Genomic DNA, 17959 nt, shown 5'->3' with positions numbered 1-17959 from the left:
AAATATATGACTTATGCGATACTTTTTGGTGCAAATTCTTATGAACATGAGATCAGTATAGTTAGTGCCATTGTGTTAAAAAAGGTTTTAAGATCAAATATGCTTTTTATTTTTTGTGATAAAGATAGAAATTTTTATCTCATTGATAATGATAAAATGAATGCAAAGACTTTTAGCTCAAAAGCCTTTTTAAAAGAAAAAAAACTTTTTCTAGCTAAGGGAGGCTTTTTTGAAAAAGGCTTATTTGGAGAAAAAAAGCTTGAGGCTGATATCATCATCAACCTCATACATGGCAAGGACGGAGAAGATGGTAAAATAGCAGCCTTGCTTGAGTTTTTCGAGCTTTCTTACATAGGACCAAGACTTGAAGCAAGTGTGCTAAGCTATAACAAAGAGCTTACCAAACTTTACGCACAAAAAGTAGGCGTAAAAACCTTAGCTTATAAGCTTTTAAAAAAGTATGATAAAAAAAGCTTGGAGCAAGACCTTGCTTTTCCATGTATCCTTAAGCCAGCTAGACTTGGCTCTAGTATAGGCATTAGTGTTGTAAAAAATAAAGAGGAGCTTTCTTACGCTCTTGATGTGGGCTTTGAATTTGATGATGAGATTGTTGTTGAAGATTTTATCAAGGACATAAAAGAATACAATCTTGCAGGTTGTATGTTTAAAGATGAGTTTTGCTTTTCTATCATAGAAGAGCCGAAGAAAAAAGAGCTTTTGGACTTTGAACAAAAATACCTCAGCTTTTCAGGAAATAGCGAAGCCAAAGAAGCTGTGCTTGATGAGAGTTTAAAAGAAAAACTCAAAGATGCTTTCAAAAAAATTTATAATCCCCTTTTTAAAGGTGCTTTGATAAGATGTGATTTTTTTGTTTTGGATAATGAGGTTTATATCAATGAAATTAACCCAAATCCGGGCTCCTTGGCAAATTATTTATTTGATGACTTTTCTTTGGTTGTAGAAAGACTGGCTCAGGACTTAAAGAAAGAAAAAAAGGTCAATATTGATTACGCCTTTTTACACTCTATCAACGGACAGAAAGGAAAATTATAATTTTTTAAGAAAAAATACGCTAAATTTTACATATAATTTTATGTATTTAAGAAGGAAAAATGCTCTCTTTTAGCCAAGATGAAATTTTTACTGCTACTGAGCTTGTCAGAAATTTTAGCACCATACTTAATCAAGTCAGCACCAAGGATAAAAAGGTCGTGATCTTAAAAAATAACAAATTTGAAGCTGTCATGTTAAGCGTAAAAGAATACGAAAAGCTTTATGATGCAATGAAACTTTTAGAATCCATCTATCAAAAAAATCAAAAGTGATCAAATGGCACAAACAAGTATCAACTATAAAAACGAAAATTTCACTCTTAGTTATGAACTGCTAAATTTAGACAAAAAGCCCATTTTGCTCATCTTGCATGGTTGGGGAGCAAATAAAGAGCTAATGAAAACTGCTTTTAAGGATAGCTTTAAAGAATACAAACACCTTTATATCGATCTTTGTGGCTTTGGAGGCTCAAATGCCCCACTTGTCTTAAATAGCCTTGATTATGCTCAAATTTTAAGCTCTTTTTTAAAAGAAAAAGATTTTAGCCCTGAGCTTTTGATGGGGCATTCTTTTGGAGGAAAAATTTGCACCATCCTAGCTTTAGAGCAAGAAAAAAGCCCTAAAGCCATTATCTTGCTTTCTTCAGCTGGCATACTTTGGCAAAAAAGGCTTTCTATCAGGCTTAAAATCAAGCTTTTTAAGCTTTTAAAAGGTCTTGGTTTTTCTCGTTTTTATAAATTTTTTGCAAGTAAAGACGCCATAAATTTAAGTCCATTAATGTATGAAACCTTTAAAAGCGTTGTGGGTGAGGATTTTTGCTCTTATTTTGCAAGGCTTAAGATAAAAACCCTTATTTTTTGGGGCATTGATGATAAGGCTACGCCTTTAAAAAGTGGGGAAAAAATCCACTCTTTGATTAAAAATAGTAGTTTTTACGCACTAAAAGGAGATCACTTTTTTTTCCTAAATAAAGAAAATATTGATTTTATTGATGAACTTACGACGAGGATTTAGATGATTGTTACTTTGACACTTAGCTTTTTTTTACAATTTATTTATATTTTTCTCATTAATTTTTGCCTTGGCTTTTATCTCATCACAGCCTTGCAGTGGTATTCTTATAAGCTAAATAGAGTATTTTTTCATTTTTCCAAGCCCTTGTGGCATGTGTATTTTTTACTTTTGCCCTTTTTAGCGCTTTTGTTTTTGCCCTCTTATTTTTACCTTGGCTTTTTGTTTTTGATTCAAGCTCCTATGCTCTTTTTTTGGCATAAAAGGCTTGATAAAAAGCTTGTTTTTACAACAAAAGTTAAGGTCTTTTTCGCTTTTTTGCTTTTTTTTAGCCTTGTTTTTTCTGCATGCAAATTTATAGCCATTCCGCCCTATTTCTTAATTTCTATTGCTCTTTTACTTAATGATGATTTGAAATTTTATTTGCTTACTATTTTTATCAGCCTTTTTTCGCCCTTGCCTCTTATTTTTTCACTGATTTTTCTTAAAATTTATAGCATTCTTGCTAATATTTTTTATATCAAAAAGGCTAGGAAAAAACTTAGTAATTTAAAAGATCTTACCATTATCTTAATCACAGCTAGCTTTGGAAAAACCAGCATTAAAAACTTCCTTTATGAGCTTTTAAAAGAGGATTTTAAGGTGCATAAAACCCCAAGATCAGTAAATACCCTCCTTGGCATAACAGCTGATATCAATGAAAATTTAGATGAAAGCACTCAAATTTACATAGCTGAAGCAGGAGCAAGACAAAAAGGCGATATCTTAGAAATCACAGAGCTTTTAAACCCTCAGCTTTGCATAGTTGGCGAAATCGGCGAGGCGCATTTGGAGTATTTTAAAAGCAAGGAAGCGATCCGCCAAACCAAGCTTGAAGCCTTGCAAACAAATCGTTTGAAAAAAGCTTTTTTGCATTCTAGCACTAAAATGAACGAAACGGAGCAAATTCTCATCTATGATAAGGCTTTAAAAAGCGTTCATTCAAGCCTTGAAGGACTTAGCTTTAAGCTACAAATTCATGAGCAAGAATTTGAATTTAAGGCTAATTTACTTGGCAGTTTTAACGCGCAAAATCTTTGTGCTTGTATCCTTGTGGCAAATTTTTTGGGCATAAGCCTTGAAAAGCTACAAAACTACACTCAAAAAATAAAGCCTGTTGAACACCGCTTGCAAATCATTTCCAAAGAGCCAAAACTCATCATTGATGATGGCTTTAATGGCAATTTTAACGGCATGAGCGAAAGTTACAAACTTTGCAAAACATACAAGGGAAGAAGAGTTTTAGTAAGTCCTGGTATCATAGAAGTAAATGAAGAGCAAAATATCAAGCTTTGCGAGCTTATAAATGAATGTTTTGATCTTGCTATCATCACAGCAAGTGTAAATCTTGCTGTATTTAAAAAGTATTTACATATAGAAAAAATCATTGTAGAAAATAAAGAAACCTTAGTTGATATTTTAGCACAACATACTAAAAATGGGGATTTAATCCTCTTTTCAAATGACGCACCAACTTTTATGTAAGCTAGGTTTATGAGATGAAAATGATACTTTTTGAGCGTAGATATTTAATTTTCGTTTATTTTTTACACACTTTTTTTGCTAAAGTTCATAATGTTTCCAAAAAGTTTCCAAAATATCCTAAACTTATGCTATCTTTTCAAAAGGAGAAAAAATGAAAAAGATTATCTTGGCTTCGGTTTTATCTTCAGCTCTTTTAAGTGCTGCTGATTTAAAAATAGCTGGTTCATCAACGGTTTATCCTTTCACTAGCTTTGTAGCAGAAGAATACGCAGCCATTTATAAAAGCAGAACCCCTGTTGTTGAAAGCATAGGCACGGGAGGAGGTTTTAAGGTTTTTTGCGAGGGCAAAACAGATATTTCAAATGCTTCAAGAACGATAAAATCAAGCGAATTTGAAGTGTGTCAAAAAAACGGCGTTAAAGACATAGTAGGCGTAATGATAGGTTATGATGGCATAGTTTTAGCACAAAATAAAACTAATGCTCCCTTAAGTATCAGCCTTGAACAACTTTTCCTAGCCTTAGCAAAGCAAATCCCACAAAATGGCAAGCTCGTAGAAAACCCTTATAAAAAATGGAGTGATATAGATAAAAACTTGCCAAATCGCAAAATCGTAATTTATGGACCACCCTCAAGCTCAGGCACAAGAGATAGCATAGAAGAGCTGGTTTTAAGCAAGGTTTCAAGTAAATTTAAAGAATATGGCGAACAAGCTGGCAAATACAAAACCATTCGCCAAGATGCAGCCTATATACCAAGTGGGGAAAATGATAATTTGATCGTTTCAAAATTAGTAGCCGATAAAGAAGCCTTTGGACTTTTTGGATATGGCTTTTTAGCAAGCAATAAAGATAAAATCAATGCTGCAAAGATCGATAACATAGAAGCAAGCGAAGCAAATATTTCAAGCTTAAAATATGAGCTTTCAAGAAGTCTTTATATCTATGTCAATACCAAAAACCAAGATGCCCTTAAATTTGCCAAACTTTACATGAGCGATGATTTGGCTGCAAGTGGTGGTGAGCTTGAAAGAATAGGTTTAGTCCCTCTTGATAAAACTCTTTTAAAGACTACTCAAGAACACATTCAAAAAGCAAATAAACTTGATGAAAATTTAGTGAAAGCAGGAAAAATATTTTGATAAAAGAAAAGCTTATTAAATTTAGTCTTTTTTTTTGTGCCTTTGTAAGCGTGATAGTAAGCTTTGCTATCATGCTTACGATCTTAGTTGAGGCCTTGAAATTCTTTCAAAAAGAAAGCCTTTTTACCTTTTTATTTTCAAGCCAGTGGGCAGCTGATGCAGCCTTTGTGAGCCTTGATGGCACTACAGGGCATGGAGTTTTTGGAGCAGCTTCTCTTTTTTGGGGTACTTTTTATATCTCGCTCATTGCTATGCTAACAGCCTTGCCGCTTGGCATAATGTGTGCTATTTATTTAGGCGTGTATGCAAGCAAAAAGTCTAAAAACTATCTTAAGCCTATACTTGAAATAATAGCTGGCATTCCAACCGTTGTTTTTGGCTTTTTTGCTGTCATAGTTATAGCCCCACTTATCGTTTATAGCTTCAAGGCTCTTGGCTTAGAAGCAAGTTATCAAAGTGCCCTAGGAGCTGGCTTTATCATGGGTATAATGATAGTTCCTATCGTAGCTTCTTTGTCGCAAGACTGCATAGAAGCAGTAAGTGAAAAAAGGATAAACGGCGCTTATGCCTTGGGCATGACAAAAAAAGAAGTGATCTTTGCAGTGATCTTGCCTGAGGCAATGCCAGGCATTATAGCAGCTTGTTTATTAGGACTTTCAAGAGCCTTAGGCGAGACCATGATAGTTGTTATGGCTGCTTCTTTAAGACCAAATTTAAGCTTTAATTTTTTAGAAGATATGACCACAGTAACCGTTCATATAGTCCAAGCCTTGCAAGGCGATCAAGCCTTTGATAGCTCCTTAGCACTTAGTGCTTTTTCTTTGGGGCTTTTTCTTTTCATCATCACGCTTATCATCAATATGTTTAGCGTTTATCTTATCAACAGATTTCACAAGGTTAAAAGTTTATGAAAAATTTAAAAGAAAGAAAAAAATCCTCGAAAAAATTCCGCCTTTTTTGTAAAATGGGACTTTATATCAATCTCGCTTTTTTACTAGTATTTATGGCTAGTATTTTTTATCTTGGTTTTCCAGCCTTTAAACAAACCTATATTTTTGTAGGTAAAGATACCAACCAAAGCGTTATTAACCTACTTTCAAGGGCTGAAAGAAGATTATTAAGAGCTGAGGGCATTAAAGAGCCTACTTGGCTTTTAGCAAATGCTGAAGTCGATCAATACACAAAAGAAAAATTTAACCGCTTAAGTGATGAAGAAGTAGCCATCATTGATACGCTTATTCAAGAAAATAAAATTAAAGAGCGTTTTAATGCTAATTTCTTTCTTTTAGGCGATTCCAAAACAGCCCCTGAAAAAGCTGGGGTTTTAGCCTCTGTGGTTGGTACTTTACTTTGCATGTTTATTTGTATGCTTGTGGCTGTTCCTATAGGAGTGGCTGCTGCTATTTATTTGGAAGAATTTGCAAGGCAAAATTTACTCACCCACACTATAGAAGTGTGTATCAATAATTTAGCCGGCATTCCTAGCATTATCTTTGGGCTTTTAGGGCTTGCTTTGTTTATAAATTTCTTTGGCATGCCTCGCTCATCAGCTCTTGTTGGAGGACTGACCCTAGCTTTGATGAGCCTTCCTATCATCATCGTAGCCACAAAGGCAGCCTTAAAAAGCGTTGATGTGCATATGAAAAATGCAGCCTTAGCACTTGGCTTTACAAAATGGCAAATGGTAAAAGGCATAGTTTTGCCTTTGGCTATGCCTATGATCATGACAGGTTCTATCCTAGCTCTAGCTCAAGCTATTGGAGAGACCGCTCCTTTGATGCTAATAGGCATGATAGCCTTTATCCCTGATATAGCCTCAAATATAAGCGAGCCAACCACGGTTTTACCAGCTTTGATTTATAACTGGGCTTCTATGCCAGAAAGAGCCTTTTTAGAAAGAGCAGCAGCTGGTATTTTAGTGCTTTTAGCCCTTTTAAGCGTGCTAAATTTAGTCGCTATTTTTTTAAGAAAATATTTTCAAGGAAAACAACAATGGTAGCAAAAGTTGTCAATTTAAATTTATTTTATGGCAAAAAACAAGCCCTTTTTGATATAAATATGCAAATTGCAAAAAACAAAATCACTGCCTTAATAGGTGCTTCAGGGTGTGGAAAATCCACATTTTTAAGGTGTTTTAACCGTATGAATGATAAGATCGCTAAGATAAGTGGCATAGTAGAAGTTGCTGGAAAAGATGTTAAGCTTGTTGATCCTGTCGAACTTCGCAAAGATGTAGGCATGGTTTTTCAACAACCTAATGTCTTTGTAAAAAGCATTTATGAAAATATCTCCTATGCTCCAAAGCTTCACGGCATGATAAAGCATAAGGACGAAGAAGAAGCCTTGGTTGTGGATTGCTTGCAAAAGGTGGGACTTTTTGAGGAGGTTAAGGACAAGCTCAAGCAAAATGCCCTAGCTCTTTCAGGAGGACAACAACAAAGGCTTTGTATAGCAAGAGCTTTAGCTATAAAGCCTAAACTCTTGCTCTTAGATGAGCCAACCTCAGCTCTTGATCCTATATCAAGTGCTGTGATTGAAGAACTGATCAAAGAGCTTAGTCATAACCTTTCTATGCTTATGGTAACGCATAATATGCAGCAAGGAAAAAGGGTGGCTGATTACACAGCCTTTTTTCATCTTGGCGAGCTTGTGGAATTTGGCGAAAGCAAAAGCTTTTTTGAAGATCCAAAAGAAGAAAAAACAAAGGCTTATTTAAGTGGGGCTTTTGGCTAGAAAATCAGGGTATTGTCAAAACACAAGAAAACTAAACGCCTATAAAAGCTTTAAATTAAACTCAAATTTTAAATTTGAAGTTCTTAGGCTTTGAAATTAAATGCTTAAATTTGGGCTTAAATTTTTAAATTTCTAAATATCTTAAATTTATATCAAAACAAGCCCCTGAAGGCTTGTTTAAAAGTATAAATTTCAGTTTAGAAGTCAGTGAGTTTTAAAATTTGTATTTAAACTCCACATAGTAGTTTCTGCCATCACCCGGAGTGTAAGCGCCTAGACCTGAGTTGGCTGATTTATCTCTATAAGTATAGTATTTTTTATCAAAAAGATTTTTAATACCCCCTATAATCTTAAGATCTTTATAAGTATAGTTTATACCCAAATCAGTAAGGTAGTATTCTTTTATCCAAGTGCTATTGACAAATTTACCTGTTGCATTTTGATTTACAGGCTCGCCTTGATCTTTGCTTCTTGAAAAATAAGTAAAATCAGCAAAGGTATTAAAGCCCTCAAATACTTCATAATTCACCCCAGCAACAAACTTAAATTTAGACACTAAAGGAAGGATTTTGCCATCATTTACGCCACCTGTGATTTTAGCATCCACAAAATTAAAATTTTGATAAAAACTTAAATCATCAAGTATGTCTTGACGCAAACTAAGATCAACGCCTACACGACGAGTTTTATCTATATTATAATACTTCCACCAAGCCCCGCTATCACTGTGCGGATCGCCCAAATAAGCGATTTCGTCCTTAGTTTGAGTATAAAATACCGCCAAATCAATGCCATAAAAACCAAACAAATAATCACTCATTCCAGCTTCATAAGTATCATAAATTTCACTATCCAAATCAGCCACGCAGTAAGGATCTCCATTACAAATTTTTTGATAGTTTTGTGCATTAGCACCTGTATTGCCACGATTTACAAACTGAGCTGGGGTTGGAGAGATAAAGCCTCTTTCATATTTGATATAAACTGTGCCTGTATCTGAATACCTTGCTGTTGGAGTAAGCTCTAATGCAAAATTACTCGTATTTTTTGAGCCTGTGTTAAAAGGAAATAACTCATCTTTTGGATATCCAGGTCTTGGAAAAGCCATAGCCATTTCATTTCTGTAGGTTCTATCGGTTTTATAATTAGCATATTCATAACGCCCTCCTGCACTGATATAAAATACATCATTGATCTTTTGAGAATCTAGTGCATAAACAGAATGACTTTGCTTTTTCATATCCATATTTGTTGTCATTCTATGATAAGGGATTACTCTAGGGACACTATAAGAAACCTTACTATTTCTTTTTGCTTCATGGTAACCAAAATCATAACCAAGCACCAAGTAAGAATCGTCCATATAATTATATTTGCCCTTAAGTTTAAAACCTGTTAAACTATCCTCAAAACCACTACCTGTTTGATCTGTCCCATTAGTCGTTCCTGCTGTGGCTAAGATATTTTTGATATATTCAATTTTTTGTTTTTGATAATAAACTTCTGTAGCAAATTCAAAACTATCATTAAAATTTTTATTATAAGCAAGGCTTACTTCTGGGCGTGTGATCTTAGTCTTTGCTATATCTGATCCTTTTTGTCTAGGATTATCCCTAAACTGCTGCCTTGTAAGATAGCCTGTAGTGTAGTTTAAGCTTTGAAAATAATTAAACCCGAAAGTTAAATCACTATCATCATTAAGGTCAAATCTAAATTTAGAAGCACCATAAAAGCCTTTTTGATTATCCTCATCTCTATAACCATCGCGGTTAAAGCCGTCAAAATTTAAACTTAGAGAAAAGATATCATTAAATTGATGGGATATATCTGCAAGTATATCGCCTCCCAAAGCACCACCTCCGTAAGTGTTGCCTTTAAGAGCTAAAGAAGCGTTTGATTGTTTAGAGGACTTTGTAATGATATTGATTGCCCCCCCCCCGTGTGCCGTTTCCATAAAGCACAGCACCACCACCGGGAATGATCTCTATGCGTTCAACATTTTCTAAATTTACATAATCAAGCGGGGTTACACCATGAGAATTATCAAGCACATTGATAGGCTTGCCATCGACCATGACCTTCACAGCAACATTTGCCTTATCGCCCTGCCCTCTTAGGTCTATATTTTTACCGAGTCCAAAATCCACAAAACTAATCCCAGCCACCCTTGAAAGTGCATCGCTTAAAGAGGTATAACCCTTATTTTGAAGCCTATCCTTATCTATAACGATAACATTTCGCAGGTTGCTATCTGCATTTTGCTCAAAACCTGTTGCTGAAATGACAACATTTTCCAACTTATGTGCTTCTTGAGCTAAGGCTAAATTTGATAAAAGCAAAGCAGAACACATGAGAAGTCTTTGTTTTTTCATCTATTTTCCTTTCTTGTAGCATAAATTTATGATTATATTTAGTTAAAATAACTAATATCATAATCTTAAAATTATATTTTTATAAAGCTTTAAAAATACTGAAAATATCCTTAATATTTATGATAATTTTTCTTGTTATTATAAGAAATAAAGATAAAATAGTACTTGAAAGCTCTTAAGAAAATTATGAAAGTTTTTTTAGTTTTGCTACAAAAAAGCCGTCACAAAAAGTATCAGGTAAAATTCTTTTTGCTTTTTTGAGCTCATCAAATTCATCAGCAAAGGCATTTTTAGCATTAACGCCCTCTAAGTTAAGTTCTAAAAGCTTAAGTTTAAACTCACTTTTCAAAGCATTTTTGATCACTTCTTCATTTTCTTCTTTTAAAAAGGTGCAAGTGCTATACACAAGCTCGCCATTAACCTTTAAGGCTTTTAGTGCTGAGTGCAAAAGCTTTTTTTGTAAAATACTGAGCATTTTAAGCTCTTTTTGGCTTTTTTGAACATAAAGTCCCATTTTTGCAAAGGTTGAACAGGGTGCATCAAGTAAAATTTTATCAAATTTCAAGGGACAAAGCTTGCCTATAAGCTTAGCATCTTTTAAAAAGCACTTAAAATTTAAAACGCCATAGTTTTTAAGTATTTTTTGTAGGGTAAAAAAACGATCTTTACTTGCCTCAACACAGGCTAAATAGCCTTTATTTTGCATGAAATTAGCTAAATTTATGCTTTTTCCACCAGGAGCTGCACACATATCAAGCACGCTTTCATAAGGCTTTGCATTAAGAGCTTTAGCACACAAATAAGAAGAATAATTTTGTATATAAAACAAATGCTCTAAAAAGGCTTTTGAAAAACTTAGCTTTGATTTGTACTCGCCTTTTATCCTATAGGTAAATTCATCAAGTCTTTCGAAGGGAATATGCTCTTTTGAAAGCTCGTATTCAAGGCATTTATCATCTGTTTTTAAGGTATTTAAAAAAATACAAATGTCCTTTGGCTTTTCAAAACTTGCAAGCACGCTTTCATGCTCATCAGGATAAATTTGTTTCAAATACACCTTAAGATCAAATAATGCCAAAATAATCCTTTAGCATTAAGAAAGCTGCAAGACTATCTAGTTTGCCATCTTTTTTTCTTGAATTTGCTCTTTGAAGCTTGGAGGCTTCCTTGCTTGTAAAGCTCTCATCAACAAAAACAAGCTCTTTTTCAAAATCAAGCAAGCTGATAAAATGCCTTATGCGTTTGCTCATTTCCTCCTCGCTTGAACCACCCTTTGGAAGCCCTACGATAAGCTTTGAAATTTCATGCTCTTTAAGCAAGGCTTTAAGCTCGCTAGCTGCTTGTTTTCTGTTTTTTCTAAGCACAGCTTCTAAGGGCATGACTATGCTTTCATTTATGCAAAGTGCTACGCCTATGCGTTTTAAACCCACATCAAGACCTAAGGCATTCATACAAGCACCCTGATAAAAACGCCATTTATTTCTATCTTTCCTAAAAGCTCATACTCATAAACTCGCTCTCCAAATTTATCCAAAGCCTCATCTAAGCTTACGCCTTTTTTACAAAACTCAAGCACCTCATCATCTTCTTCTCTTTTTTTCAACTCTCCAAAGCAAAGAGCAAAATCTTTTAGATCATGAATGAGCCTTGCTTTATTTTGTGCTAAAAGCAAATTTGTCCCCTTGCTTTCATCAAGTCTTTGAGGCAAAACAAACAAAGGTTTGTTAAGCTTTAAGGCTAAATTTGCACTTTGTAAAGAACCACTTTGAAGATCAGCTTGAGCCACGACAACAGCTTTACTTAAAGCGATGATAAGTCTATTTCGAAGTAAAAAATCATATCTTTGAGGCAAATACTTAGGCTCGTTTTCGCTCAATGCTAAGGCATGTTCGTAAATTTGCTTGATCAAGTGTTCATTGCTTTTTGGATAAATTTGATCAAGACCATTAGCAAAAATGGCTATGGTACTTGGAAAAGCTCCCTTTGCAGCACAAATATCAACCCCAATAGCTCCACCACTCACCACACAAACCCCAATTTCTTTAAGTAAAAAGCTAAGCTCTAAGACCAAATTTTTAGTATAAACACTCATTTTTCTTGAGCCAATAATCGCTACTTTTGGTTGCTCAAGCAGGCTTAAATTTCCTTTATAAAAAAGCTTTTTCACAGGCTTTGAAAGCTCAAGAAATTCCTTAGGCAAAGAAGATAAAATCATTGTTCTTTATAAATTTCATTCAAATACACAAGCTCGACACTTTCAAGCAAATCCTTACTTTCAACAAGGGCTTTAAAGGTGTTTTTTCTTGGGTGTCCTATGGCAATAGCAAAGCCTTTTTTTTGCGCAAGATGAACGGCTTTTTGAAGTTGTTTTTTGATATATGCGACGCTATCTTGATTATCAAGAAAAATGTCTCTTTTGATAGGAATTTGTCCAAATTCTTTAGAGATCTTTTCTCCTTTACTCTTTCCTATGGTAACAGAATCAACAAAAACAAATCCATATCTTTCAAAGGCTCTAAAAAGCTTTCTCATAGCCTCTTCATCACTTGTAAAAAGGCTTCCTGTGTGATTGTTTATAAATTTTAAATTTTCAAAATCCTTGTAAATTTCTGCTATCTTTTCATCAATACGCTCTTGTGTATCTTGTGGGCTTAGAGTTTGGGTTTCTTCATTTTTAAAATTAAACGCAGCAAGAGGTAAATGCACCATAAAAAACTTAAATTCCTTTGCATACTGAGGCGTTAGTGGGTGGTTTTTATCCCTTGGAAAAAAAGAAGGAATGAGCTTAAGCTTGGTGTTTTTTAAATTTCTTACCTGAGTAGCACTTGCCATATCATCGATGATAATAGCAAGCTTTGCCCCCTTGTGCTTTGTTTTTACAAGAGGCTTTTTTGTCGTGTTTAAATCCAAATTTGTCGGTGTGCTTAAATTTTCATCTTTTTTACTTGAGTTTTGCTCTGTTTTTTTATAGTCTTTAAGGTCAAATTGAAAATAATTTGGAGCTTTAAAATACAAACTTTGATGATCAAAGATTTGATCTTTGCTGAGATTAAATTCTATGATTTTGCTTATATTAAGCTCTTTGATTGAAGTATTGTTTTCAACAATTTCTTCTGTATGTGTTTGAATTTGTCCTTCTTCATAATCAGCAAACAAGCCCTTTTTTATAGTAGTTTGAGTATGATTTTGCTCTAAAGTTGTGTTTTTTTCAGGTATAAAAGAATTTTGCACTTCAAGATTGATTTTTTGAGTGGGTATAAAAAAACTTAAAGCAATGCCAGCAACAATGCCCAGCAAAAGAACCCAAAAAAACCAACTTTTCATGTATCTTTTCAACAAATACCCACTTTTAAATTTAAAAATAATTCAAAGATTATAACGAAAATTTTAAAACTTTTTTACATTATTTTGTGTAAAATTATGCTTGCAAAATAGAATACTAAAGTTTTTACAATGAAAGAATTTTTAAAAAGCTTGAGTTATGGAGTTTCAAGCTCAAAAATCACTAATGAACTCAAGCAAGTTTTAAGAGAACTGCACGCAAACAACATTATCACGGAACATAAAAATAAATTTTATCTTAATAATGGCTTTGTATTTGGACAACTTGATATTTCAAGCAAGGGAACAGGCTTTTTAAGGTGCTTTGATGAATCTTTCACAAAAGACTTGCGTATAGAAAGCAAGGATTTAAAAGGTGCAAACTATGCAGATATAGTTGTTTGTAAGCTTTTGCCCCTCAAGAAAAAAAGAGCAAGTGCTAAGGTTATTTTAATTTTACAAAGAGCTAATGAAACTTCTCTTGTCATCACAAAAAAATACGGCGAGGCTGTGCTTGGAATGAACATAAAAACAGGCTTAAGTCAAGCCCTGAAAGCCTCGCAAAAATCCCTAAAAGCCTTACCACTTGGAACTATCCTAAAAATACGCAACCAAGATCTTGAAATCATAGAGGTTTTAGGACATATTGATGATGATTTTATTGATGAAAAAATTTCTCTTGCCTTGTTTAATAAAAATAGCGAATTTAATGATTCTTGCATTAAAGAATCCCTTGCAAATGGAGACTTTGTCGATGCAAGCATGTATGAAAACAGGCTTGATTTAAGGCATTTAAGCTTTTGCACCATAGATCCCATAGACGCAAAAGATTTTGATGATGCGATCTTTTATGATGAAAAATCAAGAGCTATTTATGTAGCCATAGCTGATGTAAGCGAATATGTCTTTGCTTATGGGGCTATTGATAAGGAGGCTAGAGCTAGGGGCTTTTCTATTTATTTTCCTCACAAGGCTATCCCTATGCTTCCAAGAGCTTTGAGCGAAAATATCTGCTCTTTAAAGCCAAATGTCGATAGGCTGGCGTATTGCGTTAAAATCAGCTTAGATGAAAATTTAGAGGTCATAAAAGAAGAACTTTTTGAAGCCTTGATCAATTCTAAAAGAAGATTTAATTATGATGAAGTTGATGCAATTTTAATCCAAAAGCCTGATTTAAAGGATCTTTCCTATCTTTACCCTCTTTTTCATATCACGCGTGAGCTTAGAAAAAAAAGGCTCAAAAATGCCTTTGAGTTTAAAACTGAAGAATTAAGAATGAGTCTTGATGAACAAAACCGCCTACTTACAACGCATTATGAGGGCGATACTGATGCACATAATTTAATAGAAGATTGTATGCTTTTAGCAAATAAAGCAGCAGCAAGGCTTATCAATGAGGTGGGCATTTTTAGAAATCATCTTAGTGCTGATCAAAAAAAGATCTCCAAACTCTTAGATGAGCTTTCAAGCCTTGGTATTGATGTAAAAGATAAGCCAAAACTTACCGAGCTTATAAGAGACATTCAAGCCCTAGCACAAGAGCTTGGCATACGATCTGAAGTAGATAAACTCATCATAAAAGCTCAAAAAAAGGCTGAGTACTCAAGCATTAATCAAGGACATTTTGGGCTAGGATTTGAAAGATATACCCACTTTACAAGCCCTATTCGCAGGTATTCTGATCTCATTTTACACAGACTTTTAAAGGCAAAATGTAGCAATGATCAAAAGAAATTTGAATACTTACTTTTAAATATACAAAGCACTTGCGAAAGCCTAAGCGTTTTAGAAAGAGAAGCTGATAAAGTGGCTTGGGACTTTATGGATAGGAAATTTGCACGCTGGGCAAAACTAAATATCGGCAAAACTTTTAGAGCCTATATCAGCGAAAACACAAATATCAATATCGCTAAACTTGATGATGAGATAAAGGGTGCTGAAATCATACTTTATGATCATGAGACAAATTTATTGCAAAATGTTTTGGTGCAAATCACTGATGTGGATATAATCATGGCAAAAATTTTTGGTAAAATTATAAAAAATTTAGACGAAAAAGAGCCTAGCTAATGTATAAAAAGGATTTGCAAAATTTACTCAAAGGAAGTTATTTTCCAAATTTTTTCGCACTTTATGGAGCGGATAATTTTCAAACCGAACTTTTCGCACAAATCATCAAAAAAAGATATGGGGCTGATGAGAGCTTGAAGGTTTATTTTGAAGAGTATGATTTTAAAAGGGCTAGTGATTATCTTAGTAGTTCTTCTTTGTTTAGCGAGAAAAAACTTCTTGAACTAAGGCTTTTTAAAAAACCAAGCACAAAAGAGCTTAAAGCCTTGGTTGAGCTATGTAAAAATCATAAGGATAATTTTTTACTTTTAGAACTTTATGATGAGGGTTCAAAACAAAATGAGCTTGAGAAAATTTTTGAAAATAATTTTGCGAGATTTTTTAAAATTTCAAACTCAAGAGAAGCCACTGAACTTTTACGGATCAAAGCCTCACAACTTGATATCGAAGTAAGCGATACAGCCTTATACACGCTTTTTAGCACCTTTGATGAAAATTTATACCTTGCAGCAAGTGAGCTGAACAAATTTCAAGGTTTAAAAATCGATCAAGCAAGCATAGAAAAATATTGTTTTTCTTTAAGCATAATGGGCTTTGATGAGTTTTTTGAAAAGCTTTTATCAGGCAAAGATCTAAAAGAAGACTTAGAAAAAATTTTAGATAATTTTAACGAAATAGCCTTGTTAAATTCTTTAGGATCAAGCTTTTATCGCCTTTTTAAGATCTTTCTTTATGCGAAAATTTATGGCAAAGTTGATCTTAAAGAACTTTTAGGCTATGCTCCACCGCCTCAAGTTGGCAAAAGTTTGCAAAATCAAGCCTTTTCTTTAAATCTCAAGCAATACAAAGAAATTTTTACACTTTTTACCCAAAGTGAATACGAGCTTAAAACCCAATCAAAACTCGCAAAAAAGGAATTTCTCATTGCAAATTTACTCAAACTTAAACAAGTTTTAAAGAAATGATTTTTTAAAATTTTCTTAGTTTAGTATATAAATTTAAAAAAACAAAATAAGTCTAAAAATTTACTTTAAAGCAGGATAATAATGCAAAAAAGAAGCAAAAATAAATAAAAATGGTGCGGTTAGCGAGATTTGAACTCGCACACGCAAGGCGCACCACCCCCTCAAGATGGCGTGTCTACCAATTCCACCATAACCGCACAAAAGCCCTAAAAGGGCTTCATTTATATCATCAATTACGCAAAAACGATGAAAGGATTTGCATAAAGAGCGATCAAAGCGATAACAAGGGCATAAATAACTTGTGCTTCAATCATCGCCAAAGCAATGAACATCGTTGTCATAAGCTTACCGCCAAGACCCGGATTTCTAGCTGTTCCAGCTATAGTTGCTGCAGCTGTATGTCCCATACCAATAGCACCACCAAGAGCTGCCACACCAAGACCAAGTCCTGCTGCTAAGACAGAAAATGCCTTAATCCAAACATTTATAGACTCAACCTCTACAGGAGCACCCTCAGGAGCAGCAAGAGCTACACCCACCAAAGCAAAAGTTAAAAACAGAATTTTTTTCATTTTCTCCTCTTTCTTGAAAGTCAGTTCGGCTTGCGTATCCCTACTTAAGACTTTCCAAAATAATCTGCGGTTTAATTATATCATTTTTTGCTTTATTTTTACTTTATTTTACTTGGTTTAAGGCTTAGTTGTGCCTTTGAAATTGAAACTATCATAAATTTCTAGGATTTTTTCCTCATCAAGCATTTCTAAATTTATCTTTGTGCCTACGGGTGGGCTTATTTTCTTTACCTTATCAAGAGAAAAACCATCTTTAATCACTTCATCTATATAAGCTCTTCTATAGTCCTTAAGATAGGCAAAATGATAGTTATTAAGCTCAGTATAAAAGCGCCTACAAAGCTTTGGACTCTTTAAGATCTCATAATAAAGCTCTGAGTTTGGCGGAAACCAATCTATAAAATTTAAATTTCTATTATAAACAAGCCAATGATCAACACCATGGATATAAAATCCACCCTCTTCCCTAGGAAGAGTTCCTATGAAAACTTTGTTACCCTTTACCAAAACATTTATCCTTGACACAAAAACCACATCATAGGTTTTTTGCGCGAGATAAAAGCTTTTAAAAAGTCTTTTCGCATCATAAACATGATCGACATCGATTTTAATAAGCCATTCATTTTTAGGGATTTTATCTAAGGCAAAATTATAATACTTGCTTAATTTATTTTCTTCATTTTGTGGATTTTGAATTTGAACTTCATAAGGGTATTTGTAAGCTTTAAAGCTTGGATACTTTTTGACAAAGTCTAGGATAAGCTCTTCACTCTCATCACTGCAATCATTATAAGTGATAATCCCTCTTTGAATGGCAGGTAAAATGCTTTCTAAAGATGATTTTAAAGTAATGGCTTCGTTTTTTACTCTTATAAAAGCCCAAGGATTACGAGGGGAGTTAGCTTTTTTGGCACTCTCATCAAAATCAAAATATCCCTTATGAGAGCAATCCCCCCCCCCCCATGAGCTAAATTTTCATTATAAAAGTATTTATTATCGTATTTGTTCATATTTTCAAGTACAGCCTTTGGGATAAAACTATCCACTTGATCAAGAAAAATATGATACTCAGTTCTTAAAAATTTTTGCCTAAATTTTCTTGCTAATTTTCTGCTTGGGATAAAGTTACTCAAAAACTGCACCAAATATTTTCTAAACGCTAATATAAAATAATCCATATCAATCCTTTTCTTTGAG

The 17959-nt window shown here is 33.9% G+C and carries 16 protein-coding genes, 1 tRNA gene and 2 pseudogenes; 10 read left to right on the top strand and 9 right to left on the bottom strand.

Going from position 1 to position 17959, the window contains the following annotated elements; translation table 11 throughout:
* The first annotated feature begins 6 nt into the window (after positions 1-6).
* The 8 genes from DMB92_RS01325 to pstB all read left to right on the top strand — a co-directional run bounded on the left by DMB92_RS01325 (position 7) and on the right by pstB (position 7462).
* Entirely contained in the window at positions 7-1053 is a 1047-nt protein-coding gene (locus DMB92_RS01325) for a D-alanine--D-alanine ligase (RefSeq protein ID WP_142681238.1), read from the top strand.
* Positions 1054-1112: 59 nt separating this feature from the next.
* Positions 1113-1325: a type II toxin-antitoxin system Phd/YefM family antitoxin gene (locus tag DMB92_RS01320; RefSeq protein ID WP_142681237.1), complete on the top strand. Its 213-nt coding sequence runs from the start codon at positions 1113-1115 to the stop codon at positions 1323-1325.
* A gap of 4 nt (positions 1326-1329) precedes the next feature.
* Positions 1330-2067, top strand: coding sequence for an alpha/beta fold hydrolase (locus DMB92_RS01315; protein WP_142681236.1), 738 nt, complete (start codon positions 1330-1332; stop codon positions 2065-2067).
* Positions 2068-3588 carry a UDP-N-acetylmuramoyl-tripeptide--D-alanyl-D-alanine ligase gene (locus DMB92_RS01310; RefSeq protein WP_142681235.1) on the top strand — a complete coding sequence of 507 codons (1521 nt, stop codon included), beginning with the start codon at positions 2068-2070 and terminating at the stop codon, positions 3586-3588.
* 151 nt (positions 3589-3739) lie between these two features.
* Complete coding sequence (locus DMB92_RS01305; protein WP_142681234.1) at positions 3740-4729, top strand: substrate-binding domain-containing protein; 990 nt, start codon at positions 3740-3742, stop codon at positions 4727-4729.
* Positions 4726-5640: a phosphate ABC transporter permease subunit PstC gene (gene pstC, locus DMB92_RS01300; protein WP_142681233.1), complete on the top strand. Its 915-nt coding sequence runs from the start codon at positions 4726-4728 to the stop codon at positions 5638-5640. The genes DMB92_RS01305 and pstC overlap by 4 nt, the downstream gene beginning before the upstream one ends.
* Positions 5637-6728 carry a phosphate ABC transporter permease PstA gene (gene pstA, locus DMB92_RS01295; RefSeq protein ID WP_142681232.1) on the top strand — a complete coding sequence of 364 codons (1092 nt, stop codon included), beginning with the start codon at positions 5637-5639 and terminating at the stop codon, positions 6726-6728. Before pstC ends, pstA begins: the two co-directional genes overlap by 4 nt.
* The gene (gene pstB, locus DMB92_RS01290) at positions 6722-7462 is read left to right on the top strand and encodes a phosphate ABC transporter ATP-binding protein PstB (RefSeq protein ID WP_142681231.1); all 741 of its coding nucleotides are present in this window, start codon (positions 6722-6724) and stop codon (positions 7460-7462) included. The genes pstA and pstB overlap by 7 nt, the downstream gene beginning before the upstream one ends.
* Positions 7463-7676: 214 nt before the next feature.
* On the opposite strand, the pseudogene DMB92_RS01285 reads toward pstB, so the two are convergent.
* The 5 genes and pseudogenes from DMB92_RS01285 to DMB92_RS01265 form a co-directional block, all read right to left on the bottom strand.
* A pseudogene (locus DMB92_RS01285) lies at positions 7677-9834 on the bottom strand (TonB-dependent receptor).
* Between the two features lie 184 nt (positions 9835-10018).
* Positions 10019-10912 (bottom strand): RsmB/NOP family class I SAM-dependent RNA methyltransferase, encoded by an 894-nt coding sequence (locus DMB92_RS01280; protein ID WP_409513379.1) that lies wholly within the window; start codon positions 10910-10912, stop codon positions 10019-10021.
* Positions 10899-11285, bottom strand: a complete 387-nt coding sequence (gene ruvX, locus DMB92_RS01275) for a Holliday junction resolvase RuvX (protein ID WP_142681229.1) — start codon at positions 11283-11285, stop codon at positions 10899-10901. Before ruvX ends, DMB92_RS01280 begins: the two co-directional genes overlap by 14 nt.
* Positions 11282-12049, bottom strand: coding sequence for a DNA-processing protein DprA (locus DMB92_RS01270; protein ID WP_142681228.1), 768 nt, complete (start codon positions 12047-12049; stop codon positions 11282-11284). The genes ruvX and DMB92_RS01270 overlap by 4 nt, the downstream gene beginning before the upstream one ends.
* Positions 12046-13158 carry a divergent polysaccharide deacetylase family protein gene (locus DMB92_RS01265; protein WP_142681227.1) on the bottom strand — a complete coding sequence of 371 codons (1113 nt, stop codon included), beginning with the start codon at positions 13156-13158 and terminating at the stop codon, positions 12046-12048. Before DMB92_RS01265 ends, DMB92_RS01270 begins: the two co-directional genes overlap by 4 nt.
* Positions 13159-13287: 129 nt before the next feature.
* On the opposite strand from DMB92_RS01265, the gene DMB92_RS01260 reads away from it, so the two are divergent.
* Both DMB92_RS01260 and DMB92_RS01255 read left to right on the top strand, forming a co-directional pair.
* The gene (locus DMB92_RS01260; RefSeq protein WP_142681226.1) at positions 13288-15225 is read left to right on the top strand and encodes an RNB domain-containing ribonuclease; all 1938 of its coding nucleotides are present in this window, start codon (positions 13288-13290) and stop codon (positions 15223-15225) included.
* Complete coding sequence (locus tag DMB92_RS01255; RefSeq protein ID WP_142681225.1) at positions 15225-16190, top strand: DNA polymerase III subunit delta; 966 nt, start codon at positions 15225-15227, stop codon at positions 16188-16190. The genes DMB92_RS01260 and DMB92_RS01255 overlap by 1 nt, the downstream gene beginning before the upstream one ends.
* A gap of 111 nt (positions 16191-16301) precedes the next feature.
* On the opposite strand, the gene DMB92_RS01250 is transcribed toward DMB92_RS01255, so the two are convergent.
* The 4 genes and pseudogenes from DMB92_RS01250 to DMB92_RS01235 form a co-directional block, all read right to left on the bottom strand.
* Positions 16302-16387, bottom strand: a tRNA-Leu gene (locus tag DMB92_RS01250).
* A gap of 36 nt (positions 16388-16423) precedes the next feature.
* Positions 16424-16762 (bottom strand): F0F1 ATP synthase subunit C, encoded by a 339-nt coding sequence (locus DMB92_RS01245; RefSeq protein WP_142681224.1) that lies wholly within the window; start codon positions 16760-16762, stop codon positions 16424-16426.
* Positions 16763-16879: 117 nt separating this feature from the next.
* Positions 16880-17647, bottom strand: a pseudogene (locus tag DMB92_RS09115) (hypothetical protein); the annotation flags it as partial.
* Positions 17632-17940: a hypothetical protein gene (locus DMB92_RS01235; RefSeq protein WP_142681222.1), complete on the bottom strand. Its 309-nt coding sequence runs from the start codon at positions 17938-17940 to the stop codon at positions 17632-17634. The gene DMB92_RS01235 and the pseudogene DMB92_RS09115, both read right to left, overlap by 16 nt.
* Positions 17941-17959: the final 19 nt, after the last annotated feature.

It is taken from the genome of Campylobacter sp. MIT 99-7217, from assembly GCF_006864365.1.
In the GTDB taxonomy this organism is placed as follows: domain Bacteria; phylum Campylobacterota; class Campylobacteria; order Campylobacterales; family Campylobacteraceae; genus Campylobacter_D.
This window is presented reverse-complemented; position numbering and strand designations above follow the sequence as displayed.